Raw genomic sequence first — 23678 nt, 5'->3', positions numbered from 1 at the left:
CGAGCCGCCTCCTCAAATCCGTGTTGTGTGATCGCCGGCCGCTATACGCGCCTGGCGATGGCTAGGCTGCGTATGGGTCGTTATGGCCCAGCCGCGCCATGACGCGACGCTCGGCCGCTTCCATGATATCGGCCTCATCGTCGCCGATATGGTCAAAGCCCAGCAAGTGCAAGCTCCCATGAACGACCATGTGCAGCAGATGCGCATCCATGGTCTTGCCCTGCGCGGCGGCTTCCCGGGCCACCACCGGCATGCAGATCACCAGATCGCCGAGCGCGACGAAACCGGGCAGCCGGGCATCCGCTGGAAACGATAGCACGTTGGTGGCATACGGCTTGTCGCGAAAGCGGCCGTTCAACTCGGCGGACTCGGCCTCGTCGACCAGGCGCACATCCACGCTGACCTCATCGTGCTCGCGCTTGAGGCCCGCCTCGTCCAGCACGGCCGCCACGGCGTCGATCAATGCCCGCTCGTCGTACTCGGCCCGTACACCGGGCGCGGCGACGAGATTGAAATCGATCACCGTCAGCCGGCCCCGCCGTCGTTCTCGGCATCCCGTTCGTAGGCCGCCACGATGCGCTGGACCAGTGGGTGGCGCACCACATCGCGGCCAACGAACCGGGTCACGCTGATGTTGTCGATACCCGAGAGCAACTTGACCGCATGCGACAGCCCCGACTGCTTCGACGGCGGCAGGTCGATCTGGGTCATGTCGCCGGTGACCACCGCAGTCGAGCCGAAACCGATGCGGGTGAGAAACATTTTCATCTGCGCGACGGTGGTGTTCTGGGCCTCGTCGAGAATGATGAAGGCCTCGTTGAGCGTGCGCCCGCGCATATAGGCCAGCGGCGCGACCTCGATCACCTGGCGCTCGATCAGCCGGCTGACCCGATCGAAGCCGAGCATTTCGTAGAGCGCATCGTAAAGCGGGCGCAGGTAGGGGTCGATCTTCTGCGCCAGATCGCCCGGCAGGAAACCGAGATTCTCGCCGGCCTCGACCGCGGGGCGCACCAGCATCAGCCGGCGTACCCGTTCGGATTCCAGGGCATCGACCGCGGCGGCCACAGCCAGATAGGTCTTGCCGGTGCCGGCCGGGCCAATGCCGAAGTTGAGATCGTTGTCGGCCATGCGCGCCATATAGCGGCGCTGGTTCGGACCGCGCCCGCGCACGAGCCCGGTGCGCGTCTTGATCATCACCTCGCGCGGCGATTCGTCATCGCCCGAGGCGGTCGCGGCCGCATCTTCGCGCTCCTGTTCCGCAGTACGCGCAACCACATGGACGCGATCGGTCGCGATCGGCCCACTGGCGGTGGCGGCATAAAGCTCGTTGAGCGTATCGATCGCCGCCTCGGCGGCGCCGTTCGCCCCGTCGACCTGGAACAGATGGCCGCGGTTGTGCACGGCCACGTTCAGGGTCTTTTCGATCAGGCGCAGATGCTCGTCCTGCGGTCCACACAAATGCGCAAGCCGTTCCATGTCGAGCGGCTCGAGCTCCAGTGTCTTTCTTACGGTGTTATCGGCCAAATTGCCTCGGCGTGGTTGCTGCGCATACGTGACGATCGCAGGATTATTCGATCGCGGCCAGATCCACAGCCGGATCCCTGGCCTCGACCGCCGACTCTGTCGTCTTTATGCGGCCACGCAGCGAATTATCCAAGGCCTCGGTGATCTCGATTTCGACGAAATGACCGGCCATGCGTGGATGGCCCTCGAAATTCACCCAGCGATTGGAGTCGGTGCGCCCGGCCATCTGGCCACCGCCGCGCTTGGATTCGCGCTCGACCAGCACACGCTGGGTGGTACCCACCATGTTCACCATGTACTGGCGATTGAAGTCGGCAATGCGATCCTGCAGACGCTTGAGCCGGGCTTTCTTGACATCGCGTGGTTCGTCGTCCGCCATGTCGACCGCCGGCGTGCCCGGGCGCGGGCTGTAGACGAAGGAAAACGCTGCGTCGAAACCGATCTGTTCGACCAGATCCATGGTCGCCTCGAATTCGGCCGCGCCCTCGCCCGGATGACCGACGATGATATCGGTCGACAGGCTGATGTCGGGCCGCACCGCGCGTAGTTTCTCGATGCGCTCGATGAAGTGCTCGACCGTATAGCCGCGATTCATCGCCTCCAGCACTGCGTTGGAGCCGGACTGCACCGGCAGATGCAGATAATTGGCGAGCTTCGGCACGCGGGCATAGGCCTCGATCAGCGCATCCGAGAATTCCAGCGGATGGCTGGTGGTATAGCGGATGCGCTCGATGCCGTCGATTTCGGCCACGAACTCGACCAGCATCGCCAGATCGCAGATCGAGCCGTCTTCCATCGGCCCGCGATAGCCGTTCACGTTCTGGCCCAGCAGCGTGATTTCCTTCACGCCCTGCTCCGCCAGCTCGGCGACTTCCAGAATCACGTCGTCGAACGGCCGCGAGATTTCCTCGCCGCGCGTGTAGGGCACGACACAGAAGCTGCAATACTTGGAGCAGCCTTCCATGATCGACACGAACGCGGTTGCACCTTCGGCGCGCGCCGGCGGCAGGTGATCGAACTTGTCGATTTCGGGGAAGGCGATATCGACGATACCGGCACCGTTATCCGCAATATCGTCCAGCAACTGCGGCAACCGGTGCAGTGTCTGCGGGCCGAAAACCATATCCACGAACGGCGCGCGCTCGCGAATGGCGTGACCTTCCTGCGAGGCGACACAGCCGCCCACGCCGATTACGAGATCCGGATTCGCGTCTTTCAACGGCTTCCAGCGGCCGAGCTGCGAAAACACCTTCTCCTGCGCCTTCTCGCGGATCGAGCAGGTGTTGAGCAGGATGATGTCGGCCTCTTCGGGCGTGCCCACGCGGGTTGCGCCGCGGTTCTTGGCCAGCACGTCGACCATCTTGGCCGAGTCGTACTCGTTCATCTGGCAGCCCCAGGTGGCCACGAACACCTTCGGCGCGCTGCTGTTTTCCACCGTTTCCGACATTGCGATCGAACCGTTGGGATCGGTAAATGACCGCACAGTTTAACCCATTCTGCCGCCCGCACCGTAGCGGCACGGCCTGGAACGGTCGTCTCCAACACCGCGCCAGTGCAGACGACGCATACTCGCAGGCGCGCCCGACCCGATCGGCGGCCACGCGCGACAGCTGCACGGCCGATTGCTCGATCCTGCGATACGCCAGATCGCTGACCCCGAAGCACAGCCCCAACGTCGCCAGTAAAAGACAGCCCGCGCAGCGAGTCGAATGCATGAATACGCGATGCAGAACCGCCCATGGACGAATCTCGCTTGGCCGCCGCGCGGCCTGTTCGATATCTGTTTCCGATGTAACAGGGCGCCGGGGCGCCGGGTTCCATACTGCGCGGTGAGGGAACCCATCGCGTTTTCGATCGTTGGTAGGCTGAGGCGCCATTGGAACAGGCGCTGAACCGAGGACCGGCGACCGAGCGCGCCATGAGCGAGGGCATGTGATCGAACCCGGCATGATCGAAGCCGAAGTCCCCCATCTGCGGCGCTATGCGCGCGCATTGCTGCGGGATAGGGAAGCCGCCGACGACCTGGTGCAGGACACGCTGGAACGCGCCTGGCGCAAGCGTCATCTCTGGCGCCCGCACGGCCGGCTGCGCGGCTGGCTGTTCCGTGTGCTGTATCGGCTGTATCTGGACGGCCACCCCGCGCCCACGCGCGACCGCGAGAAACTGATAGCGCTCGATACGGTCGCGCTCGACCCGCGCGACCGCAGCGCGTCGAACGGCCTGAGGCTGCACTGTCGCGACGTGCTGGCCGCGATGGACCGTCTGTCGCCCGAGCATCGCGCCATCCTGATGCTGGCCGCGCTCGAACAGCCCAGCTATCGCGATGGTGCGCGCATGCTCGGTATTCGCGTCGGCACCTTCCGCTCGCGCCTGTCGCGGGCACGTCAGCAGCTCAACGAGCTGATGCAGGCCGAGCCAGACACGCCGCCGCTGGCCGCGGCGCGAAGATGAGAGCAACCGCCGTGGCGATCGACTACGAACAGTGCGTGACTTACTACCGCGCCGGCCACCGCATCACCGGCACCGCGGCGATCGAACGCTATCTGGCCGCCAACCCGCGCATCGCCGAGCGCGCCGCGCGCGACGCCGAGCACGACCTGGCGCTCGCGCAGCGCTACGATCCAGTGCTCGACGAACCCATTCCGCCGCGCTTGTTGCATGGCCACAATGCGTCACCCGCAAGCTGGCTGGCGGGCGCCGGTCTGGTCGCGGTGATCGGCCTGTCGGCCGCCGGCGGCTGGTGGCTGCGCGGGCTGGCGTCGACATCCACGCCGCCGGGCGTCGTGCCGAACACGTTCGGCCAGCAGGTCGCGCGTCTCGCCGATCGCCAGCCCGCGGTCGACACGGCCGCGCGCAGCCCCAGCCGGCCGGCGCATCCCGATCTGTCGCGCGCGGGCTATCGCTTTAACGATCGACACGTCGTCACCACGGCGGGCGGCGAGTCGCTCACCGCCTATGAATATCGTAATGCAGCCGGCAAACGGGTGACGATCTATACACGTGCGGAGTCCGGCACCACACAGGGCGCACCCGACATGATCTCGCCCTCGGGCGTTGCCCTGGCCCGCTGGCAGGCGCAGGGGCGCGACTATGCGCTGACCGGCAATCTGCCACCCGCCACGCTCAACGAGCTGGCCGAGATCGCGGCACACCCCGGCAGCAATGCCCAGGCCAATGACCAGACCAACGACCAGGCCGGCGATCGTCCGCAGATCTCCCCGACCGTCAAGCGACCGCAGCAGCAGGCGCCCGCTGCCGCCGAACAACCGGTCGAGCGCAGCACGTCGCCGCGCCGGCAACCCGCCAGCGGACTCTGAGTTTTCGCGCCACCGGCCTCTCGCAATACGGCAACGCCGCCGTGGCGCCGGATTGATTCAGATCAAGCGCGGGTCTCGACGGCGACCTATCGTGGAGCCATTGCGGTTCACCCGCTTATGAGAGGAGATGCGTCATGACGACGTCGGCACTCACCGAAGAGGTCCAGGTCGAGGCCTTCTTCGATTCGGCCACGAATACCGTGAGCTATATCGTCAACGATCCCGCCACCGACCACTGCGCGATCATCGATTCCGTGCTCGATTACGAGCCCAATGCCGCGCGCATCAGTCATGACAACGCCCAGCGCATCGTCGACGCCGTACGCGAACGGGGCCTCGCCGTGGACTGGCTGCTGGAAACCCACGCCCACGCCGATCATCTGTCGGCCGCGCCATGGATCCAGCAGCAGGTGGGCGGCAAACTCGCCATCGGCGAACATATCCGGACCGTGCAGGATGTATTCGGCAAGATCTTCAACGCCGGCACCGAGTTCGAACGCGATGGCAGCCAGTTCGATCAGCTGTTCGCGGACGGCGTCGAATACACGATCGGCTCGATAACGGCCCGGGCCATCCATACGCCCGGCCATACCCCGGCCTGCATGAGCCATATCATCGGCGACGCGGTGTTCGTGGGCGACACCCTGTTCATGCCCGACTATGGCACGGCGCGCTGCGATTTCCCCGGCGGCGATGCACGCACGCTGTATCGCTCGATCCAGAAGCTGATGGCCCTGCCCGACGAAACCCGTGTATTCCTGTGCCACGACTATCTGCCCGAGGGACGGCGCGAATATCGCTGGCAAACGACCGTGGGCGAACAGCGGCGCCACAATATCCATGTGCATGAAGGCGTGACCGAAGACGCATTCGTCGCCATGCGCGAGGCGCGCGACGCCACGCTCGGCATGCCGCGGCTGATTCTGCCCTCGGTTCAGGTCAACATGCGGGCCGGCCATCTGCCGCCGGAAGAATCCAACGGCGTGCACTACCTGAAAATTCCACTGGATACCTTGTAATCTGGGGCGCCGCAGGCTTCGCGCTGTCGGCCGAAACCGCCGGCAGCCCTCTATCGTTGCAACCGACAGAGCACCAGGATCGCGCCATGTCCGATTACCCGAATGATCTGAAGAACGCCCGCCACTTCGGCGCCGATATCGTGACCGCGGGGCAACCGAACCGGGCACAACTCGTCGCCGCGGGCCAAGCCGGGGTCAAGACCGTGGTCAACCTGCGCCCGGCCGGCGAATTCGACGAATTCGACGAAGCCCGCGTAGTGGCCGACGCCGGCATGCGTTACGTCAATATCCCGGTTGCGGGGGCGAATGACATCGACGATCGCCAAGCCCGCGACCTCGACGACGCCCTCGCCGCGGCCGGCGGCACGCCGGCGCTCGTGCACTGTGCCAGCAGCAATCGCGTCGGCGCGCTCATGGCCTACCGTGCCTGCCACCTGCACGGTGAAAGCGCCGAGCGCGCACTCGACATCGGCCTGAGCACCGGCCTTGACCCACAATCGCCGTTGTACGAGGCCACGCGAAACAAGCTCCGGTGACAGCGCCGGGCGGCACTTATAAACATTGGGGGCGTCGCGGGGCCAGCGCGTGCGGCCTCGATCCGCCGCCGCACTCGCCTCAGGCGAGGCGCAGATGGCGCCAGAACCGCGCCTCGGCGGTGGCTGCGCGCGGATCGACCTGCTCCACGATCCGGCCGGCTTCGATCACGGCGATCTCGTCCACATAACGCAGCACCGACGGCCGATGCGTGATCACCAGCGTCGTCCGCGCTGCCATCAATGGTGACAACGCCGCCAGCACATCGGCCTCGGATCGCGCGTCGAGCCCCTCGGTGGGCTCGTCCAGGATCAGGATCGGCACGTCCTTGAGCACGGCGCGGGCAATCGCCAGCCGGCGCGCCTCGCCGCCGGACAGGCGCGCGCCGGCCTCGCCGATGAATGTATCCAGCCCCTGCGGCATGGCGGCCACCCGCGGTGACAGGCCGACCTGCGCCAGGGCCGCCTGCATTTGGTCCGTGCCCGCCTCAGGCCGGGCGATACGCAGGTTATCGGCCACGCTGGCATTGAACAGATGCGTGTGCTGGCTGACCACCGCACACCAGCCGCGCACCGTCCCGGCCGCATAGCGCTCGATCGCCGTACCGCCGATGTCCACCCGCCCGGCCTGATACGGCCAGAACCGCAGGATCGCGTTCACGACGCTGGTCTTGCCGGCACCGCTGGCGCCGACCAGCCCCAGCGTGCGGCCGGGCGCAAGCGTGAGATTCGCGCCGTCCAGCGCCCATGACGCGGCCTCCTCGTAGCGCAGCGATACCCCGCGCAGCACGACATCGAAACGCTGCGGCGGCGCGGCATCGGCCGGCGGGTCCGACACGGCCGGCTCGGCGTCCATGATCTCGAAGATCCGCCGGGCCGCGGCGCGTGTCTCGGCCAGCGCACGAAACGCCGCCGGCAAGGGGGCCACGGCTTCGAAGCTCGCCATGACCAGAAACACGAGCATGGCCAGTGCCGGGCCGTCGATCGCGGCCTGCCCGACCAGCGGTATTGCCGCGACCAGGACCACCCAGAGCGTCGCGCGGGCGATGGCCGCCGATGCCGCGTCGGCGATCGCCTCGCGCCAGGCGTCGCGTCGCTGCACCGCCAGCAGCCGGCGCGACAGGCCACGGATGCGCCCGGCCTGGCGTGCGGTGGCCTGATACACCCAGAGTTCGCCCAGGCCACGAATGCTGTCGGCCCCGGTCGCGCGCAGGTCCGCCAGCACGCGGCGGCGCTCGGCCCCGCCCGAGCGACTCAGCCGATAGGCGGCCCAGGGCAGCACGAATCCGGCCGCGAGCAGGCCGATCGCATTGACCAGTGCCACCGCCGGGCTGAACCAGGCGGCGAAGCCATTGACGAGCACGATGCTCGCTGCCGCCGCCAGGCTCGGCGCGATCACGCGCAGGTAGAAGTTGTCGAGCGTGTCGATGTCCGCGCGCATGCGACTGAGCAGGTCGCCGCCGCGATAGCGTTGCAGGCCGGCCGGCGCCAGCGGTTCGAGCCCGGCATAGAAGGTCACGCGCAGCCGCGCCAGCAGTCGCAGCGTGGCATCGTGCGTGACTAGGCGTTCAAGGTATCGCCCCATCGCCCGCACGATCGCCAGCCCGCGGATGCCGGCCGCCGGCGCGAAATAATTGATCGTGCCGAGCCCGAGACCGGCCAGCGCCATGCCGGTGATGAACCATCCGGCGAGCGCCATGAGCGCGACGTTGGCCAGCACCACGGCCGTGGTCAGCCCGATACCGAGCCACAGCATGCCGCGATAGGGCCGCGCGAGCGCCAGCAGACGGCGCCAGTCGTTCACGACCGAACCCCGCTGAAGGCATCGTCGGCACGGTAAAGCGACCAGAGCCGCGCATAGCGGCCATCGGCGGCCATCAGCGCGTCGTGCCGGCCGCGCTCCGCGATCGCGCCGTCGGCCAGCAGCAGGATCTCGTCGGCCTCGCGCACCGTATCCAGCCGATGGGCGATGATCAGCAGCATGCGATCCGCGGCCAGCCGCGCCACGGCGTCGGTGATCGCCGCTTCGCTGGCCGGATCGAGACTGGCGCTCGGCTCGTCCAGCACCACCAGCGCCGCGTCCTTGAGAAAAGCCCGCGCCAGCGCGATGCGCTGGATCTGCCCACCCGACAGGCCCTGGCCACGATCGCCGATCACGGTCTCGTAGCCGTCGGGCAGTGCCTCGATGAAGGCGTCAGCGTTGGCCTGGCGCGCGGCCCGGGCCACCGCGGCGTCATCGACGTCGGCACAGCCGAGCCGGATATTGTCGGCGAGGGTGCCGTGGAACAGCGTCGGGCGCTGGGGCACCCAGGCGACCTGCTGCAGCCAGACGCTGCGTGGCAGGCTTGCGAGATCGACGCCGTCGACCCGAATAGCGCCGGCCTGCGGCCGCAGAAATCCCAGCAGCAGATGCGCCAGCGTGGTCTTGCCTGCCCCGCTGGGGCCGACCAGGGCAATGCGGCGACCGCGGCGCAGCGCGAGATCCACGCCGCTGAACACCGGCGCGCCGTCGGCATAAGCGAACGCCAGATCGCGGCATTCGATACGTTCGGGGCGAGAGATCGCCTCACCCGCCGCGCGGCTGGCCGTGTCTTCGGGGCGCTGACGCGCGAAGACCTCGATCAGCCCCTCGGCAGCACCGATCGCCTCCATGCGCGCATGGTATTGCGCGCCCATGTCGCGCAGCGGGCGATAGAACTCGGGCGCGAGCAGCAGCACGAACAGCCCGGGCCAGAACGCCATCTCACCGTAGTACAGCCGGAACCCGATATACACCGCGACCATGGCGATGCCGAGCGTGGTCAGGAATTCGAGGATGAGCGACGACACGAAGGCCAGCCGCAGCACCGCCAGCGTCTCGCGCCGATACCCTTCCGACATGGCGGCCACGGCATCCAGTTCGCGCCGGCTGGCGCCGAACAGCTTGAGCGTGGTCAGGCCTTCGATGGCATCGAAGAAATGCGCGCTCAGGCGTGCGAGCCGGCGCCACTGGCGCTGGTTGAGCGCTTCCGTTCCCTTGCCGATCAGGACCATGAAAAACGGCACCAGCGGGGCCGTGATCAACAGGATCAACCCCGAAACCCAGTCGTTCGGAAAGATCACCAACAACAATACGATCGGCAGCACCGCCGCCAGCATCGTCTGCGGCAGATAATCGCGGTAGTAGCGGTCCATGGCCTCGATCGCATCGGCCAGCAGATGCGAGACCGTGCCGCTGCGGGCGCCGCGCGCCCAGTCGGGCCCGAGTGCGATGCAGTGCTCGAACAGGGCCTCGCGCAGGCGATGCTTGATCCGGGCCGCGCCTTCGAATGCCAGCCCGTCGCGCAGTATGCCCGTCAACACGCGGGCCGCGAACACACCGAGCAGGCACCACAACCAGGGCATGACGGCGTCCAGTCCCTGCCCGTCTATGGCCACGGCATTGATGATCAGCGCCAGCAGCCAGGCCTGGGCGATCAATAGCGGCGCATCGATCAACCCAACCGCGACCGCGCCGAACAACAACGCCCGATGGCCGGCCAGGTGCGCGCGCAGCCATCCTTCCGGGCCACGCCGCGTGCTGTTCGAAGTCTTGGCCGACATCGGCAACTGACGCCGCGCTCCGCGGCTCAGCGGCGCGACTTCGGCGCCGCCCGCTCGGCGCGCGCCAGGCCCACCACGAGCGTGACCGCGAACAGAAACACCACGCCCGCCATCAGCCACAGACCGGGGCCCAGGCCGCCGAAGAACCGTGCGATAAGAACCAGCCCTGCCACCGGTGGCACGAGAAATGCAGCGGCCAGCGCCACCGGCCACCAGGCCCAGCCGCGGCGGCCCTGCGATTCGGGACGCGCCCGGCCCATCAGTGGTGACCGTAGCCGGTCAGCTTGGATATGCGGGCCCGGAACACCCAGATCTGATACCAGTTGTAGATCAGCATCACCGGCAGGAAGCCGCCCATGGCCATGGTGAACGTCACCAGCGACACCGACGGGCTGGCCGCGTCGTAGATCGTCCAGGTGTTGGGCACCAGCCACGGCAGCATGGTGAACATCATCGCCAGCCACATGATGGCGATGGCCGCGTTCAGCCACAGAATGGCGAACAGATCACGACCGTGACGCGACGAACGCCGCATGCGGACCACGGCATAGACCACGGCCAGCGCCACCAGGCCCCAGACCCAGAAATAGGGCCCCAGCCATTTGTCCGCCGCCCAGGGGAATTTCAGCAGGCTCCAGACCACGGTCACCACCACCGCCACAAGCGAGGCATAGAACGAACGATCGACCCAGCGCGCGGCATGCCGGCGGATGGCCTCGGTACGCTCGAACCGGGCCCGGATGAACAGGCTGCCGGCCAGGGATGCCGCCACCACGGCGCCGACGCCGGTCCACAGGCTGAACGGGCTGATGAAACGAAACATGCCGCCGGCATAGGTGGGCACGTTGCCCTCGGTGAGCGGATAGCCTTCGAGCACCGCGCCCATCGCCATGCCGGCGAAGAACAGCGTGGTGAGGCTGGCGACACCGAACAGGCCATCCCAGAGATGCGCACTGCGCTCGGAATGATGCCGGAACTCGAGCGCGATGGCGCGCATCATGATGCTCCACAGCACGATGATCAGCGGCAGCATCAGATAGTGGAAGGCGGAGCCGTAAACCAGCGGAAACGTACCGAACAACACGCCGCCGGCCACCACCAGCCAGGTTTCGTTGGCATCCCAGGTGCCGGCCATGGCGGCCATGATGCCGCCGCGCTCATCCGGGTCCCGCACGAACAGCGAGAACACCCCGGCACCCAGATCCGCCCCGTCGAGCATGATGTAGAGCAGCAGGCTGAAACCCAGCGCGAACCACCACGCATAGATCACGAACAGGTGCAGTTCTCCGATATCCGCAGGCATGACGTCTTTCCTCTACGGCCGTTCGTAGGCCGGGCGCGCGTCGTCAGCGCCCGGCTGGGATTCGAGATGCCCGATCGCATCGTCCCCGCCGCGTAGCACCGGCGCTTCGAGGTCGGGGCCCTGGCGGATCACCTTGGCCATGAAGTACCAGGTGAAAAACCACACCACGAGTTCAAAGATAATGAAGCCGACCAGCCAGATGGCGGCCTCGGCCACGGTCATGCGGCTCACGCCCTGTTCGATGCGCATCATGCCGTCGACCAGCCAGGGCTGGCGCGCGACCTCGCGCGTCCACCAGCCGGTCCATATCGCCAGAAACGGCAGGAACGCGCTGAACACGGCCGTTCGCAGGAACCACCGGCGCGCGCGACCACCGGCCGAGAACAGGCGTCGGGTATAAACCATCCAGACGCCCCAGAACGCCACCAGCACGAGGAAGAAACCGATTGCCAGCATCACACGAAAGCCGTAGAACGGGATCCATACCGGCGGCCGGTTGGCCTTGGGGGTCTGGTCCAGGCCCGGCACCTTGCCGTTCCAGGTATGTGTCTCGATCAGGCTGAGCGCGTGCGGGATGGTGAGCGCCCAGCGGTTTTCGCCGGCCGCGTCGTCCGGCCAGGCCACGATGTGCCAACCGGTGTTCACGCTGCCGTCCGGCGCGTAGGTGTGGTAATGGCCTTCCATCGCGGCCAGCGCCGCGGGCTGGTGCTCGGCGACCACCTGGCCGAGATCGTCGCCCAGATATACCTGCAGCGGGGCGACCAGGGCCGCCGCCACCAACGCATAGGCCAGCGGGCGGCTGAACATGTCTTCATGCCGTTTCTTGAGCAAGTACCAGGCACTGACGCCGATCACCACGAACAGCGCCAGTTCGACCGCAGCCACCCACATATGGGCGAACGACGGCAGAAAATTGGGGTTGAAAATCGCCGCGCCCCAGTCGGTCACGTGGAAGATGCCGTCGCGCAGTTCCACGCCGGTCGGCGTCTGCATCCACGAATTGGCGTTCATGATCCAGAAGGCCGACAGGGTCGACGACAGCATCACGTTGAAGGTCGAGAACAGATGCATGCGGCGGCTGATCTTGCCCCAGCCGAAGATCATCAGGCCGATGAAGCCGGCCTCGTACATGAAGGCGGTGATCGTCTCGTAGCCGAGCACGTTGCCGAAGTACGGCCCGGCGGCCTGGGAGAACGGACCGTACAGAATGCCGAACGCCATCTCCATGGTGACGCCGGTCGCAACCCCGGCGCCGAAATTGATGATGAACAGCTTCTCGAAGAACCGGGTCAGCCGGTACCACGTGTCGTCGTCGGTACGCAGCCACCGCCATTCGGCCAAAAACAACAGCAGCGCCAGGCCGATGGTCAGCGGTGGGTAGAGAAAGTGCATGCTCGCCACCCACGCAAAATCCAGACGGGACAGCATGATCGCGGTTGCACTTTCCATATCGCATCAACCCTTTCTAAAGGTTTCGCCAATGCAAGATAATACCATGGTCGTAGATCCGGCCGGTCGCGACGCATTGTCGCAGGCGCCGACCATGGCCGCGGCAACCGGGCTCAGAACCGGTTGAGCGGGATCTTCAGATACGAGTGGCCATCATCCTCGGATTCGGGCAAACGCCCGCCGCGCGTGTTGACCTGCAACGCGGCCAGCATCAAAGCCGGCAGCGGCAGCGTAGCGTCGCGCGCCTCGCGCATGGCGACGTACGCGTCCTCGCCGGGCGCGTCACGCAGATGGCTGTTGCGCGCCCGCTGCTCGGCCACGGTCGACTCCCAGCGCGCCTCGCGCCCGCCCGGCCGGTAATCGTGGCCCACGAACAGGCGCGTGGCATCCGGCAGCTCGAGAATACGCTGTATCGAGCGGTACAGCGTGCGCGCGTCGCCGCCGGGGAAATCCGCCCGCGCGGTGCCGCTGTCGGGCATGAACAGGGTGTCGTGCACGAACGCCGCGTCGCCGATCACATAGGTGATCGAAGCCAGCGTGTGGCCGGGCGAGAACATGACACGCCCTTCCAGCGCACCCACATTGAACGCATCGCCATCGGCGAACAGCCGGTCCCACTGCCGGCCGTCAGTCGCGTAGTCGGCACCGAAGTTGTAGATCGTCTGCCACAGTTTCTGCACTTCGACGACCTTCTCGCCGATCGCGCGCGGTGCACCATAGCGCTCACCCAGGAGCACGCCGGCCGAGAAATGATCGGCATGGGGGTGGGTGTCCAGAATCCAGTCCACCGTGAGTCTACGTCTGGCGATGAAGGCACTGATCTCGTCGATCGAGACTGTGGATGTTCGCGCCGACGCCTCGTCGTAGTTCCAGACCGGATCGATGATCGCGCACCGGTCGGTCTGAGGGTCGATCACGACGTATTGCACGCTACCTGTCTTGTCATCGTGGAAGCCTGCGACTTCCGGGCTGGCCTTGGCCATCGAACGTTCCTCGATCACGGAGAATATGATGTCGCACGACCCACGGGTCGTGAGCTACATATGCCTTTTGCTTATTTGCATATACTTTTTATTTAATTTATACCCTCGGGGGTATGCTTTCAACCATCAGGAGCGGAGCATGAGCGACCACGATGAACACCAGAAAAAACACCGCGTGGTGGTCGCCGGGGGCGGCACGGCAGGCATTCCAGTGGCCGCGGCCCTGCTGCGAGCCGATGCCGATCTCGACGTGGCCATCGTCGAACCGAGCGAAACCCACTATTACCAGCCCGGCTGGACACTGGTCGGCGGCGGCGACATGCGCGCCGAGGACACGCGCGCGCGCACCGCGGATGTCATGCCGAATCGCGCCACCTGGATCAAGGACTCGGTGGCCGGCTTCGATCCGGATCACAATCGCCTGACGCTGGCTTCCGGGACGACGCTGGCATACGACTACCTCGTGGTCGCCATGGGCCTGCAGATCGACTGGGACGCCATCGAGGGGCTGACCGACACCCTGGGCGCCAACGGCGTGACCTCGAACTATCGCTATGACCTGGCGCCCTATACGCACGAGCTGGCGACAAGCCTGGGCGAAGGCGCCCACGCCCTGTTCACCCAGCCCGCGATGCCGATCAAATGCGCCGGCGCGCCCCAGAAGGCGCTGTATCTGACCGCCGACACCCTGCGCCGGCGCGGCGTGAAGGCGAGCATCGACTTCTACAACCAGGGCGGCGCCATGTTCGGCGTCCCCGCCTACGCGCGCGAACTGGACAAGATCATCGCCAGCTACGGCGCCACGCCTCGGTTCGGCCATAATCTGGTGGCCGTGGACGGCCCCGCACAGCAGGCGACGTTCGATACCGAGGGCGGTACGGTCACCGCCGATTTCGACATGCTGCACGTGGTACCGCCGCAGTCTGCGCCCGATGTCATCAAGAACAGCCCGCTGGCCGGGGAGGCCGGCTGGGTGACGGTCGACAGGAACCGGCTCACGCATACGCGCTACGACAACGTCTTCGCGTTGGGCGACTGTACCGACACGCCCAATGCCAAGACCATGGCCGCCGTACGCCGGCAGTTTCCGGTGGTGGTCTCGGCGCTGCGCAAGGCCATGGGTGCCGCCGCCACCGCCCAGGAATACGACGGCTACGGCGCCTGTCCGCTGACGGTCGCCCACGGCCGGATGTTGCTGGCCGAGTTCCGCTACGGCGGCGAAGTCGTATCGAGCTTTCCGCTCGATCCGACCCAGCCGCGCCGGATTTACTGGCCCCTCAAGACGCGCTTCTTCCCGTGGCTGTATTGGCACGTAATGCTCCAGGGCAAGCCGTGGTCTCTGCCGAAACCCAAGCCACGGGCCGACCTGACCGTCTGACCATCACGCAAGAGGATCGCCGTGTTGACCCCCATCACGAACTTCACCCCCGGCATCGCGCTCGGCGGCGGGTTGCTCATCGGCGCCGGTGCCGTCCTGCTCATGGCCGGGCTGGGCCGCATCGCCGGCATCTCAGGCATGGTCCACGGCCTGTTTTCAGCCGAGTCGGGCCGTGGCTGGCGGGCCAGCTTCCTCATCGGACTGGTCGCCGGAGCCGGGGTCTATGTGGCGCTCTGGCCCGGCGATATCCCGGTTCGCCATGGGTTCCCGCCATGGCTGCTGATACTCGCCGGGCTATTGGTGGGCGCCGGCACCCGACTCGGCTCGGGCTGCACCAGCGGCCACGGCGTCTGCGGCATCGCCCGCCGGTCGAAGCGTTCGCTCACGGCCACGGCCGTGTTCATGGCCTGCGGCATCATCACCGCCATCATCCTGCGTCACGGCCTGGGCGTATCGTCATGAAACAGCACCTGATCGCGATCGCGGCGGGCCTGGTCTTCGGCTTCGGACTCTGCCTGTCGCATATGGCGGATCCGGACAAGGTCCTGGCATTCCTGGATCTGGTCGGCGGCTGGGATCCGAGCCTGGCGCTGGTGATGGGGGGCGCACTGCTGGTGACCGTCCCGGCGTTTGCCGTCTTGCGCGGCTGGCGCCGCCCCTGGGCGGACACGGCCATGCACTGGCCGACCGCGACCGATATCGACCACCGGCTGGCGCTGGGCGCAGCGCTGTTCGGCATCGGCTGGGGCCTGGCCGGTTATTGCCCCGGCCCGGCATTGGCGGCACTGACCTTCAACCCGCACGAAGCATTGATCTTCGTGGCCGCGCTGGTTATCGGCGGCCGTGTCGCCGGTTGGCGGGCACGTTGAGACCAACCGTGCTCAGCCGTAGCGCGCGAGCAGTTCGGTGGCGTACTTGAGCCGCTCGCGGGCATCCTCGGCGTCCAGCCCGTGACAGTTCAACTCATGCTCGATCACGCAGGACAGCATGTTGTAGAACGTCCGATCCAGCGCCTTGCGGGCCGCCGACATCTGCACGGCAATATCCTCGCATTCGGCATCGCGCTCGATCATCGCCTGCAGACCACGCACCTGGCCCTCGATCCGCTTGAGCCGGCGCACGAGCGCCGCCTTGTTGGATTCCCACTCCGGATCGTTTGCAGTATCTGCCAGATCGGCCATTGCAAGCTCCGACGTTTAACGGTTCGCGTGCCGGCGCAGGGCCCGCGCCGGACCCGGCCCTAGAACGGAATATCGTCGTCCAGGTCGTCATCGAAGCCGGGATCGCCGCCGGCCGGCTGCGGGCGCTGGTACTGCGGCGCGCCGCCCTGGTTACTGCTCTGGCCACCACCCTGGCTGCCGCCGTAATTTTGGCCGCCACCCTGGGCTCCGCCCTGGCTGCGCTGCCCCCCGCCGCCGAACGGCGCGCTGCCGCCCTGGCCGGCGCCGCGGGAATCGAGCATCTGCATCTCGTTGGCCACGATTTCGGTGGTGTACTGATCGACACCGTCCTTGTTCTGCCACTTGCGCGTCTGGATCCGGCCCTCGACGTAGACCTTGGACCCCTTGCGCAGATACTCGCCGGCCACTTCCGCCAGGCGGGCGAAGAACACCACCCGATGCCATTCGGTGCGTTCCTGCATTTCACCCGACGACTTGTCGCGCCAGCTTTCCGAGGTCGCGACATTGACGTTGGTGACCGCCGTACCGCCCGCGGTATAGCGCGTTTCCGGATCGGCCCCGAGGTTACCGATAATGATGGCCTTGTTGACGCCTCGACTTGCCATGACAGGACTCCGTACGTGTGCCGTATTACGCGATGCAAAGATTCGATCGGCGTCGATTCTACATGGCGCCGACAATTCGTGATGCCCGACTGGGCGCAACACGCGCCACCGCGTCATTCACGACCCGACCCAGGCCATGCGCTGCGCCAGGGACGGACAGCGTCCGGTCGAGCCGGGCCCGCATGGCGCGAGGCGCGCCGCCACCGCGGACGGCCGATTGCTCAGGACGCGGTCGCCGCGGCGTGCGTGCTGAAGGGTTCGAAGGCTTCGGTGCCCACGACCTTGCCGTCGTACTTGATATAGGCCACGCCGTCCTCGGGCACCACCACGGCCTCGAACACGCCGTCGATGGCTTCGATCTCGCCCGCCAGCCGGCGCGCCGCGTCGTCGTCCACGTCGCCGACATGCACCATGAACGTCCGCGCGAAACGCGGTTTGGGCATGGTCGCAGCCACGAACAGCCAGACCAGCGCGGCCAGCGCGCAGAAACCGAACACGCCGGCATAACCGCCGACACTGTAGGTCCAGCCCCCGATCGCACCGCCCACGAAAATGCCGAAGAACTGCGCACTGGAATACACGCCCAGTGCGGTGCCCTTGGCATCGGCCGGTGCGACCTTGGAAATCAGCGACGGCAGCGTCGCCTCCATGACGTTGAAGGCGGTGAAGAACACCACCATCATCACGATCAGTTCGGCCAGGCTGGCGTGGTAGAACGTCAGGATGACCTGACTGACCAGCAACGCGGCGATCGAGCCCACGAACACCGGCTTCATCTGACGCTTGGCCTCGGCGACGATGATCACCGGCAGCATCAGCGCCACCGACACCGCCAGTACCGGCAGATAGACCACCCACTGGTAGTCCTCGTGCACGCCGCCGACATTGTGCAGCAGGCGCGGCAGCACGATGAAGCTGGCCGTGAGGATGGTGTGCAGGATGAAGATCGCGAAATCCAGCCGCAGCAGTTCGCCGTTGGTGAGCACACGCTTGAACAGCGCCGGCACGGCCTCGGCGTCGCGATGCGAGCGCGCGGCCTTGGGCTCGGGCGTCGCACCGTAAAGCACGAACAGACCCAGCAGCGACAGCAGCGCGGTGAACCAGAAAATACCCGGCACGCCGACCCAGCCGCTGATCAGCGGGCCGAGCACCATCGCCACGGCGAAAGCCAGGCCGATGCTGATGCCGATCATGGCCATGGCCTTGGTGCGGGTTTCCTCGCGCGTCAGATCGGCATTGAGCGCCAGAATGGTCGAGCCGACCGCGCCCGATCCCTGCAGGATGCGGCCGAAAATGACGCCGTAGATCGAGGTCGACAACGCCGCCACCACGCTGCCGATGGCCAGAATCACCAGGCCGCCGGCGATGATGTGCTTGCGGCCGAAACGATCGGAGGCAAAGCCGAGCGGAATCTGCAGCAAGGCCTGGGTCAGCCCGTAGGCGCCCAGCGCCAGACCCACCAGGATCGGCGTCGAGCCGGTGAGCTGCTTCGAGTAGAAGGTGAACACCGGATAGATCATGAACAGGCCGAGCATCCGCAAGGAAAAGATGCTCGCCAGCGCCATGGCCGCGCGTTTTTCGAACTGGTTCATACGTCGCCCGTGGTTTGGCCGCGTCGCCGATTCCCGATCCCCCTCGGGAGGCCTCGCGGCACGGTTGGCATTCGGACCGTGGCGCGTCGTGCCCAACGCGTCCGGCGACAAGGCGCGAAAGATTATCACAGCGTCCGGGTTCCCCGGATTACGACGCGCTTGCCGCACTGGGTATACTCAGCGGTTGACCTTGTCCGATGCAGCCATTAATGGAAAGTCATATCCGCATCCGCGGCGCGCGGACGCACAATCTCGCCAACATCAACGTCGACCTGCCCCGCGATCAGTTGATCGTGATCACCGGCCTGTCCGGTTCGGGCAAGTCGTCGCTCGCCTTCGACACGATCTATGCCGAGGGCCAGCGGCGTTACGTCGAATCGTTGTCGGCCTATGCCCGCCAGTTCCTGTCGATGATGGAAAAACCGGACCTGGATTCCATCGAGGGACTGTCGCCGGCGATCTCGATCGAGCAGAAGTCGACTTCGCACAACCCGCGCTCGACGGTGGGCACGGTTACCGAAATCCACGATTACCTGCGCCTGTTGTTCGCGCGCGCCGGCACGCCCTTCTGCCCGCACCACGACGAGCCGCTGGCCGCCCAGAGCGTGTCGGAAATGGTCGACCAGACGCTGACCAAGGCGGCCGAATCCGCCTGGATGCTGCTCGCACCGGTGATCCGCTCGCGCAAGGGCGAGCATCGGGAGATCTTCGAGCAGATGCGCGGCCAGGGCTTCGTACGCATGCGCGTCGACGGCGAGATCATCGAGCTCGACGAGAACGTGCCCGAACTCGATCCCAAGAAGAAACACGATCTGGAAGTCGTGGTCGATCGCTTCAAGGTGCGCGACGGCATCCAGCAGCGGTTGGCCGAGTCGTTCGAGACCGCGCTGCGGCTGTCGGAAGGCATCGCCTGGATCATGCCCTGGGCCGTAGAGGCCGAGCCAGAGGTGTTTTCTTCCCGGTTCGCCTGTCCGGTCTGCGGTTATTCCATCAACGACATGGAACCGCGGATGTTTTCGTTCAACTCGCCGCATGGCGCCTGCCCGACCTGCGACGGCCTGGGCTCGCAGAGTGTGTTCGACGTGGATCGGGTGATCACCGACGACAGCTTGAGTCTGGCCGGCGGCGCGGTACGCGGCTGGGACCGGCGCAACCCGTATTTCTTCGGCCTGATCGAATCGCTGGCCGAAACCTACGGCTTCGACGTGGACACGCCCTGGCGCGATTTGCCGGACCCGGCCCGCAAGGTGATTCTGAACGGCTCCGGCGGCAAAAAGATCGAGTTCCGCTACGTCAACGCGCGCGGCAACACGCGCCGTCGCAAGCATGCCTTCGAGGGCGTGCTCGACAACATGCAGCGCCGCTATGCCGAGACCGATTCGCTGGCGGTACGCGAGGAACTGGCCAAGTATCTGTCGGACAAGGCCTGCCCGACCTGCGACGGCGCGCGTCTGAATGAGGCGGCACGGCATGTCCGCGTCGCCGACAAGACCCTGCCCGAGATCAACGCGGCCAGTATTTCCGGCGCCTACGAGATCGCCGACAACCTCACGATTCGCGGCCATCGCGCCGAGATCGCAGCCCCCATCCTCAAGGAGATCAACCAGCGGCTGAAATTCCTGCTGGATGTCGGACTGAATTATCTGACCCTGTCGCGCAGCGCCGAGACGCTTTCAGGCGGCGAGGCCCAGCGCATTCGCCTGGCCAGCCAGATCGGCGCCGGGCTGGTGGGCGTGATGTATGTGCTGGACGAACCGTCCATCGGCCTGCACCAGCGCGACAACCGCCGCCTGCTGAATACGCTGGAACGCCTGCGCGATCTCGGCAATACCGTGATCGTGGTCGAGCACGACGAGGACGCCATCCGCGAGGCCGACTACGTGGTCGACATGGGCCCGGGCGCGGGCGATCACGGCGGCCAGCTCATCGCCCAGGGCACGGCGGCCGAGATCGCCGCGCACCCGGATTCGCTGACCGGCCAGTATCTGTCGTCCCGGCTGACCATTCCGATCCCCGACAGGCGGATCGCTTACGACGCCAAGCGCCAGATCCGGATCCGCGGCGCGCGCGGCAACAATCTCAAGAACGTGGATGCCGCGTTCTGCATGGGCCAGCTCACCTGCGTGACGGGCGTATCCGGCTCGGGCAAGTCGACGCTGATCAACGAGACCCTGTTCCCGGCCGCCGCGCGTCAGGTCAATCGGGCCGTGGCGCGCGCCGCGCCGGTGACCGCGATCGACGGCCTGGAGCATCTGGACAAGGTCATCGATATCAACCAGGCGCCGATCGGGCGCACGCCGCGCTCCAACCCGGCCACCTATACCGGCCTGTTCGGCACTATCCGCGAGCTGTTCGCCAACACGCCGGAAGCCCGGGCCCGCGGTTACAAGCCGGGGCGGTTTTCGTTCAACGTCAAGGGCGGACGCTGCGAAACCTGTCAGGGCGACGGCGTGATCAAGGTGGAAATGCATTTCCTGCCGGATATTTACGTCACCTGCGAGACCTGCCACGGCGCGCGCTACAACCGCGAAACGCTGGAAGTCCATTACAAGGGCAAGACCATCGCCGAGGTACTGGACATGCGGGTCGAGGCAGCCGCCGAGTTCTTCGCCCCGGTGCCGAGCCTCAAGCGCAAGCTGGACACGCTGATCGACGTCGGCCTGTCCTACGTCAAGCTGGGCCAGAACGCGACCACGCTGTCCGGCGGCGAGGCCCAGCGCATCAAGCTCGCCCGCGAGCTATCCAAGCGCGATACCGGGCGCACGCTCTATCTGCTGGACGAACCGACAACCGGCCTGCACTTCCACGACATCAAGCATCTGCTGGAGGTACTGCTGCGCCTGCGCGAGGCCGGCAACGCCGTGGTCGTGATCGAGCACAATCTGGACGTGATCAAGACCGCCGACTGGCTGATCGATCTCGGCCCGGAAGGCGGCTCGGGCGGTGGCGAGATCATCGCCACCGGCACGCCGGAGGATGTGGCCGAGGTGGCGGCATCGCACACCGGACAGTTCCTCAAACCCATGCTGGGCGATGCACGGCCCGGCACCGGCCACAACACCGCTGGCGACAAGCGCGACCTGGCGCTGCCGCCGAAAAAAGAGAAGAAAACCCGGAAGTCCCCCGGCCGGCCGAAAAACAACGCCACCGCCAGCTGACGCCGACCGTCACCCGCTGCCGCCGGTCGCAAGCGCCGGCGGCGGGCGGCGTCTGGCCGGCGAGCGGCTCGTTACGGGATGGTCACGTTGTAGGTGAACCGATACGTCTTGCCGCTCGGGCTGGCCGTGAACTGTAGCTTCACCTGATACTGGCCCGGCGCATTCGGCACCGAATACAGCTGCGTGGCGAAGTCGAGCTGATCGCCGGCCGCAATCTGGTCGCCCTGGGACAGCCCGTGGAAGTACGGCACGATGGGACCCTTGGGCGTGGTCGCGGAAGTCGTCTGCACATTGGTGATGGTGAAATCGCTACTGAGCGCTTTCACCCGAAAGTTGTCGAGCAATACATCCTGACCGCCGACCGGAACCTGGATCGTGGCGGTTTGGCCGCTGCCACCGGCACTCTGATAGCCCCCGTTTTGATTCACGTAGAGTGCCAGCGTTGGGCTAGCCGTAATGACGACCAGATCGAGCGCGCTGTCGGCCTGGCCGTCGTTGACCTGCAGCGCCAGAACGTAAAACCCCACGACATCGGCAGTGAAGCTCGGCGTCGCCGTATCGGCAGAGCTCAACGCGGCGGTGCTGCCCGCCGGTCGCGAAATCAAGATCCACTGATAGGTCAGGGCATCGTTGTTGGCATCCGAGCTGTTGCTGCCATCCAGTTGAACCTGGCTACCCACGGCCACATTGCGATCGCTACCGGCATCCGCCACTGGCGCGCTGTTGCCCGCAGACGCGGTGATCACGACAGTATCCGGCGTGCTTTGCGCCTGGCCGTCGTCGACGACAAGCTCCACCACGTACTGGCCCGACTGGTCCGGGGTAAAGGCAGGCGTCGCGCTGGCAGCACCGGTCAGTGCCGTCTGGCTGCCGGCCGGCATCGATACGAACGTCCAGTGATAGTTCAGAGTGTCGCCATTGGGATCGCTGCTGGCAGTGCCGTCCAGATGCACCAGCACACCGGCGATCACATTCTGATCGGGCCCGGCATCGGCGGTCGGCGGCGCATTGGGCTTCGATGCACTCACGATCACGGTGTCGGGCAGGCTCGTATCCGAACCGGCTGTCACGGTGAGCGAGGCCACATAGTTCCCCGCGATATCCGGCTGGAACACCGGCTCGGCGGTATCGGCACCGGTGAGCGCGGCACTGCTGCCGCTGGGCTTGGACACGAAATGCCAGTGGTACGTCAGCAGCCGATTCTCCGGATCCCGGCTCGCGCTGCCGTTGAGTCGCACAATCGAGTTCACGGCCACGGCCTGATCCGGCCCGGCGTCGGCCACCGGCCTGGCGTTGCCGCTGGCCGCGGCCACAACCGTGACGGTATCCTGCGCGCTGGTTGCACTGCCGTCGTTGACCCGCAGCCCCACGACGTAGGTGCCCGCCTTGTCGGCCGTGAATGACGGCGAGACCGTATTGGCATCCGCCAGACTGGCACTACTGCCATCCGGCCGCGAGACGAACTGCCAGGCATAGGTCAGCGTATTGCCGTCCGGATCAAAACTGCGCGCGCCACTGAGTACCACGCTCGCGCCGACGATGACGCTCTGGCCGGAGCCCGCGTTCGCGGTCGGCACCGCGTTCGACCCCGGCGGGGTCGCGGTCACGGTCACACTATCGGTCTGTGCCGCACATTGATTCTTGCCGTCGATCACGAGTTTCACGACGTATTGTCCCGGCTGGTCGGCCGTGAACTGCGGCGCCGCGCTGCGCGCGCTGCTGAGCGTCGCGCTGCTGCCGTTCGGGCGCGCGGTGAACGACCATTGATAGCTGGCCGGCGCCGCACCGCCCGCGCCGTGGCTGGCCGTGCCGTCGAGCTGAACCCGGGCCCCCGTCTTGACGTTCTGATCGGCGCCCGCGTTGTCGCTGAATCCGGCGGGTGTGGTGCAGGCCGTGCTGCCCCCGCCGCCGCTGTTGTTATTATTGCCGCTACTGCTATTGCCCCCGCCGCCGCAACCGGCGAGCGCAAACGTCAGACCCAGGCATGCCGCGAAGCACACGATTCGATTCAATGCCATCGCCATTCCCCCAATCGCGCCGTCGAGATGATCGGC

21 protein-coding genes are annotated in these 23678 nt (G+C 66.3%); 8 read left to right on the top strand and 13 right to left on the bottom strand.

Features of this window, described 5'->3' with window-relative positions; all coding sequences use genetic code 11:
- Window positions 1-61 precede the first annotated feature (61 nt).
- The 3 genes from ybeY to miaB all read right to left on the bottom strand — a co-directional run bounded on the left by ybeY (window position 62) and on the right by miaB (window position 2971).
- Window positions 62-523, bottom strand: coding sequence for an rRNA maturation RNase YbeY (gene ybeY, locus SALB1_RS11635; protein WP_255414383.1), 462 nt, complete (start codon window positions 521-523; stop codon window positions 62-64).
- A 2-nt stretch (window positions 524-525) separates the two neighbouring features.
- Window positions 526-1476 carry a PhoH family protein gene (locus tag SALB1_RS11630; RefSeq protein WP_109995403.1) on the bottom strand — a complete coding sequence of 317 codons (951 nt, stop codon included), beginning with the start codon at window positions 1474-1476 and terminating at the stop codon, window positions 526-528.
- 91 nt (window positions 1477-1567) lie between these two features.
- Window positions 1568-2971 carry a tRNA (N6-isopentenyl adenosine(37)-C2)-methylthiotransferase MiaB gene (gene miaB, locus SALB1_RS11625; RefSeq protein WP_179950662.1) on the bottom strand — a complete coding sequence of 468 codons (1404 nt, stop codon included), beginning with the start codon at window positions 2969-2971 and terminating at the stop codon, window positions 1568-1570.
- 500 nt (window positions 2972-3471) lie between these two features.
- On the opposite strand from miaB, the gene SALB1_RS11620 reads away from it, so the two are divergent.
- The 4 genes from SALB1_RS11620 (at window position 3472) to SALB1_RS11605 (ending at window position 6396) form a co-directional block, all read left to right on the top strand.
- Window positions 3472-3975 (top strand): RNA polymerase sigma factor, encoded by a 504-nt coding sequence (locus SALB1_RS11620; RefSeq protein ID WP_109994023.1) that lies wholly within the window; start codon window positions 3472-3474, stop codon window positions 3973-3975.
- Window positions 3972-4841 carry a hypothetical protein gene (locus SALB1_RS11615; protein WP_145961310.1) on the top strand — a complete coding sequence of 290 codons (870 nt, stop codon included), beginning with the start codon at window positions 3972-3974 and terminating at the stop codon, window positions 4839-4841. Before SALB1_RS11620 ends, SALB1_RS11615 begins: the two co-directional genes overlap by 4 nt.
- Before the next feature lie 134 nt (window positions 4842-4975).
- The gene (locus tag SALB1_RS11610; RefSeq protein ID WP_109994021.1) at window positions 4976-5860 is read left to right on the top strand and encodes an MBL fold metallo-hydrolase; all 885 of its coding nucleotides are present in this window, start codon (window positions 4976-4978) and stop codon (window positions 5858-5860) included.
- A gap of 86 nt (window positions 5861-5946) precedes the next feature.
- The gene (locus SALB1_RS11605) at window positions 5947-6396 is read left to right on the top strand and encodes a protein tyrosine phosphatase family protein (RefSeq protein ID WP_109994020.1); all 450 of its coding nucleotides are present in this window, start codon (window positions 5947-5949) and stop codon (window positions 6394-6396) included.
- Window positions 6397-6475: 79 nt separating this feature from the next.
- On the opposite strand, the gene cydC is transcribed toward SALB1_RS11605, so the two are convergent.
- From cydC to SALB1_RS11575, 6 genes are all read right to left on the bottom strand, one after another.
- A complete protein-coding gene (cydC, locus tag SALB1_RS11600) occupies window positions 6476-8197 on the bottom strand; it encodes a thiol reductant ABC exporter subunit CydC (RefSeq protein WP_109994019.1) in 1722 nt (573 codons plus the stop codon).
- Entirely contained in the window at window positions 8194-9975 is a 1782-nt protein-coding gene (cydD, locus tag SALB1_RS11595) for a thiol reductant ABC exporter subunit CydD (protein WP_109994018.1), read from the bottom strand. Before cydD ends, cydC begins: the two co-directional genes overlap by 4 nt.
- 26 nt (window positions 9976-10001) lie before the next feature.
- The gene (locus SALB1_RS11590) at window positions 10002-10235 is read right to left on the bottom strand and encodes a hypothetical protein (protein ID WP_109994017.1); all 234 of its coding nucleotides are present in this window, start codon (window positions 10233-10235) and stop codon (window positions 10002-10004) included.
- A complete protein-coding gene (locus SALB1_RS11585; RefSeq protein WP_109994016.1) occupies window positions 10235-11278 on the bottom strand; it encodes a cytochrome d ubiquinol oxidase subunit II in 1044 nt (347 codons plus the stop codon). Before SALB1_RS11585 ends, SALB1_RS11590 begins: the two co-directional genes overlap by 1 nt.
- Before the next feature lie 12 nt (window positions 11279-11290).
- Entirely contained in the window at window positions 11291-12727 is a 1437-nt protein-coding gene (locus tag SALB1_RS11580) for a cytochrome ubiquinol oxidase subunit I (RefSeq protein ID WP_109994015.1), read from the bottom strand.
- Window positions 12728-12840: 113 nt separating this feature from the next.
- Window positions 12841-13710 (bottom strand): MBL fold metallo-hydrolase, encoded by an 870-nt coding sequence (locus SALB1_RS11575; protein ID WP_109995401.1) that lies wholly within the window; start codon window positions 13708-13710, stop codon window positions 12841-12843.
- Between the two features lie 139 nt (window positions 13711-13849).
- Here SALB1_RS11575 and SALB1_RS11570 point away from each other — a divergent pair, with 139 nt between their 5' ends.
- The 3 genes from SALB1_RS11570 to SALB1_RS11560 are packed head-to-tail and all read left to right on the top strand — an operon-like array spanning window position 13850 to window position 15957.
- On the top strand, window positions 13850-15088 hold the full coding sequence (locus SALB1_RS11570) for an FAD/NAD(P)-binding oxidoreductase (protein WP_109994014.1): 1239 nt from the start codon (window positions 13850-13852) through the stop codon (window positions 15086-15088).
- A 21-nt stretch (window positions 15089-15109) separates the two neighbouring features.
- Window positions 15110-15550: a YeeE/YedE family protein gene (locus SALB1_RS11565; RefSeq protein WP_222843030.1), complete on the top strand. Its 441-nt coding sequence runs from the start codon at window positions 15110-15112 to the stop codon at window positions 15548-15550.
- Window positions 15547-15957, top strand: coding sequence for a DUF6691 family protein (locus SALB1_RS11560; RefSeq protein ID WP_109994013.1), 411 nt, complete (start codon window positions 15547-15549; stop codon window positions 15955-15957). The genes SALB1_RS11565 and SALB1_RS11560 overlap by 4 nt, the downstream gene beginning before the upstream one ends.
- Before the next feature lie 12 nt (window positions 15958-15969).
- On the opposite strand, the gene SALB1_RS19725 is transcribed toward SALB1_RS11560, so the two are convergent.
- From SALB1_RS19725 to SALB1_RS11545, 3 genes are all read right to left on the bottom strand, one after another.
- Window positions 15970-16269 carry a metal-sensing transcriptional repressor gene (locus tag SALB1_RS19725; protein WP_109994012.1) on the bottom strand — a complete coding sequence of 100 codons (300 nt, stop codon included), beginning with the start codon at window positions 16267-16269 and terminating at the stop codon, window positions 15970-15972.
- Between the two features lie 59 nt (window positions 16270-16328).
- Window positions 16329-16874, bottom strand: coding sequence for a single-stranded DNA-binding protein (gene ssb, locus SALB1_RS11550; RefSeq protein ID WP_109994011.1), 546 nt, complete (start codon window positions 16872-16874; stop codon window positions 16329-16331).
- A gap of 221 nt (window positions 16875-17095) precedes the next feature.
- Entirely contained in the window at window positions 17096-18466 is a 1371-nt protein-coding gene (locus SALB1_RS11545; RefSeq protein WP_109994010.1) for an MFS transporter, read from the bottom strand.
- A 209-nt stretch (window positions 18467-18675) separates the two neighbouring features.
- Between SALB1_RS11545 and uvrA the strand changes: the two genes are divergently transcribed.
- Window positions 18676-21624 carry an excinuclease ABC subunit UvrA gene (uvrA, locus tag SALB1_RS11540; protein WP_109994009.1) on the top strand — a complete coding sequence of 983 codons (2949 nt, stop codon included), beginning with the start codon at window positions 18676-18678 and terminating at the stop codon, window positions 21622-21624.
- Between the two features lie 71 nt (window positions 21625-21695).
- On the opposite strand, the gene SALB1_RS11535 is transcribed toward uvrA, so the two are convergent.
- Window positions 21696-23642: a PKD domain-containing protein gene (locus tag SALB1_RS11535; RefSeq protein WP_158590720.1), complete on the bottom strand. Its 1947-nt coding sequence runs from the start codon at window positions 23640-23642 to the stop codon at window positions 21696-21698.
- Between the last annotated feature and the right edge of the window lie 36 nt (window positions 23643-23678).

The organism is Salinisphaera sp. LB1 (genome assembly GCF_003177035.1).
Classification (GTDB): domain Bacteria; phylum Pseudomonadota; class Gammaproteobacteria; order Nevskiales; family Salinisphaeraceae; genus Salinisphaera.
Note: the sequence above shows the minus strand (reverse complement) of the source record. Positions and strands in the feature narration are given on the sequence as shown.

Bases quoted from the DNA above. Each gene is read 5' to 3' on its own strand.
- SALB1_RS11630 (WP_109995403.1), bottom strand. From the start codon at position 1,476: ATGGAACGGCTTGCGCATTTGTGTGGACCGCAGGACGAGCATCTGCGC.
- miaB (WP_179950662.1), bottom strand. From the start codon at position 2,971: ATGTCGGAAACGGTGGAAAACAGCAGCGCGCCGAAGGTGTTCGTGGCC.
- SALB1_RS11620 (WP_109994023.1), top strand. From the start codon at position 3,472: ATGATCGAAGCCGAAGTCCCCCATCTGCGGCGCTATGCGCGCGCATTG.
- SALB1_RS11615 (WP_145961310.1), top strand. From the start codon at position 3,972: ATGAGAGCAACCGCCGTGGCGATCGACTACGAACAGTGCGTGACTTAC.
- SALB1_RS11610 (WP_109994021.1), top strand. From the start codon at position 4,976: ATGACGACGTCGGCACTCACCGAAGAGGTCCAGGTCGAGGCCTTCTTC.
- SALB1_RS11605 (WP_109994020.1), top strand. From the start codon at position 5,947: ATGTCCGATTACCCGAATGATCTGAAGAACGCCCGCCACTTCGGCGCC.
- cydD (WP_109994018.1), bottom strand. From the start codon at position 9,975: ATGTCGGCCAAGACTTCGAACAGCACGCGGCGTGGCCCGGAAGGATGG.
- SALB1_RS11590 (WP_109994017.1), bottom strand. From the start codon at position 10,235: ATGGGCCGGGCGCGTCCCGAATCGCAGGGCCGCCGCGGCTGGGCCTGG.
- SALB1_RS11585 (WP_109994016.1), bottom strand. From the start codon at position 11,278: ATGCCTGCGGATATCGGAGAACTGCACCTGTTCGTGATCTATGCGTGG.
- SALB1_RS11580 (WP_109994015.1), bottom strand. From the start codon at position 12,727: ATGGAAAGTGCAACCGCGATCATGCTGTCCCGTCTGGATTTTGCGTGG.
- SALB1_RS11575 (WP_109995401.1), bottom strand. From the start codon at position 13,710: ATGGCCAAGGCCAGCCCGGAAGTCGCAGGCTTCCACGATGACAAGACA.
- SALB1_RS11570 (WP_109994014.1), top strand. From the start codon at position 13,850: ATGAGCGACCACGATGAACACCAGAAAAAACACCGCGTGGTGGTCGCC.
- SALB1_RS11560 (WP_109994013.1), top strand. From the start codon at position 15,547: ATGAAACAGCACCTGATCGCGATCGCGGCGGGCCTGGTCTTCGGCTTC.
- SALB1_RS19725 (WP_109994012.1), bottom strand. From the start codon at position 16,269: ATGGCCGATCTGGCAGATACTGCAAACGATCCGGAGTGGGAATCCAAC.
- ssb (WP_109994011.1), bottom strand. From the start codon at position 16,874: ATGGCAAGTCGAGGCGTCAACAAGGCCATCATTATCGGTAACCTCGGG.
- SALB1_RS11545 (WP_109994010.1), bottom strand. From the start codon at position 18,466: ATGAACCAGTTCGAAAAACGCGCGGCCATGGCGCTGGCGAGCATCTTT.
- uvrA (WP_109994009.1), top strand. From the start codon at position 18,676: ATGGAAAGTCATATCCGCATCCGCGGCGCGCGGACGCACAATCTCGCC.
- SALB1_RS11535 (WP_158590720.1), bottom strand. From the start codon at position 23,642: ATGGCATTGAATCGAATCGTGTGCTTCGCGGCATGCCTGGGTCTGACG.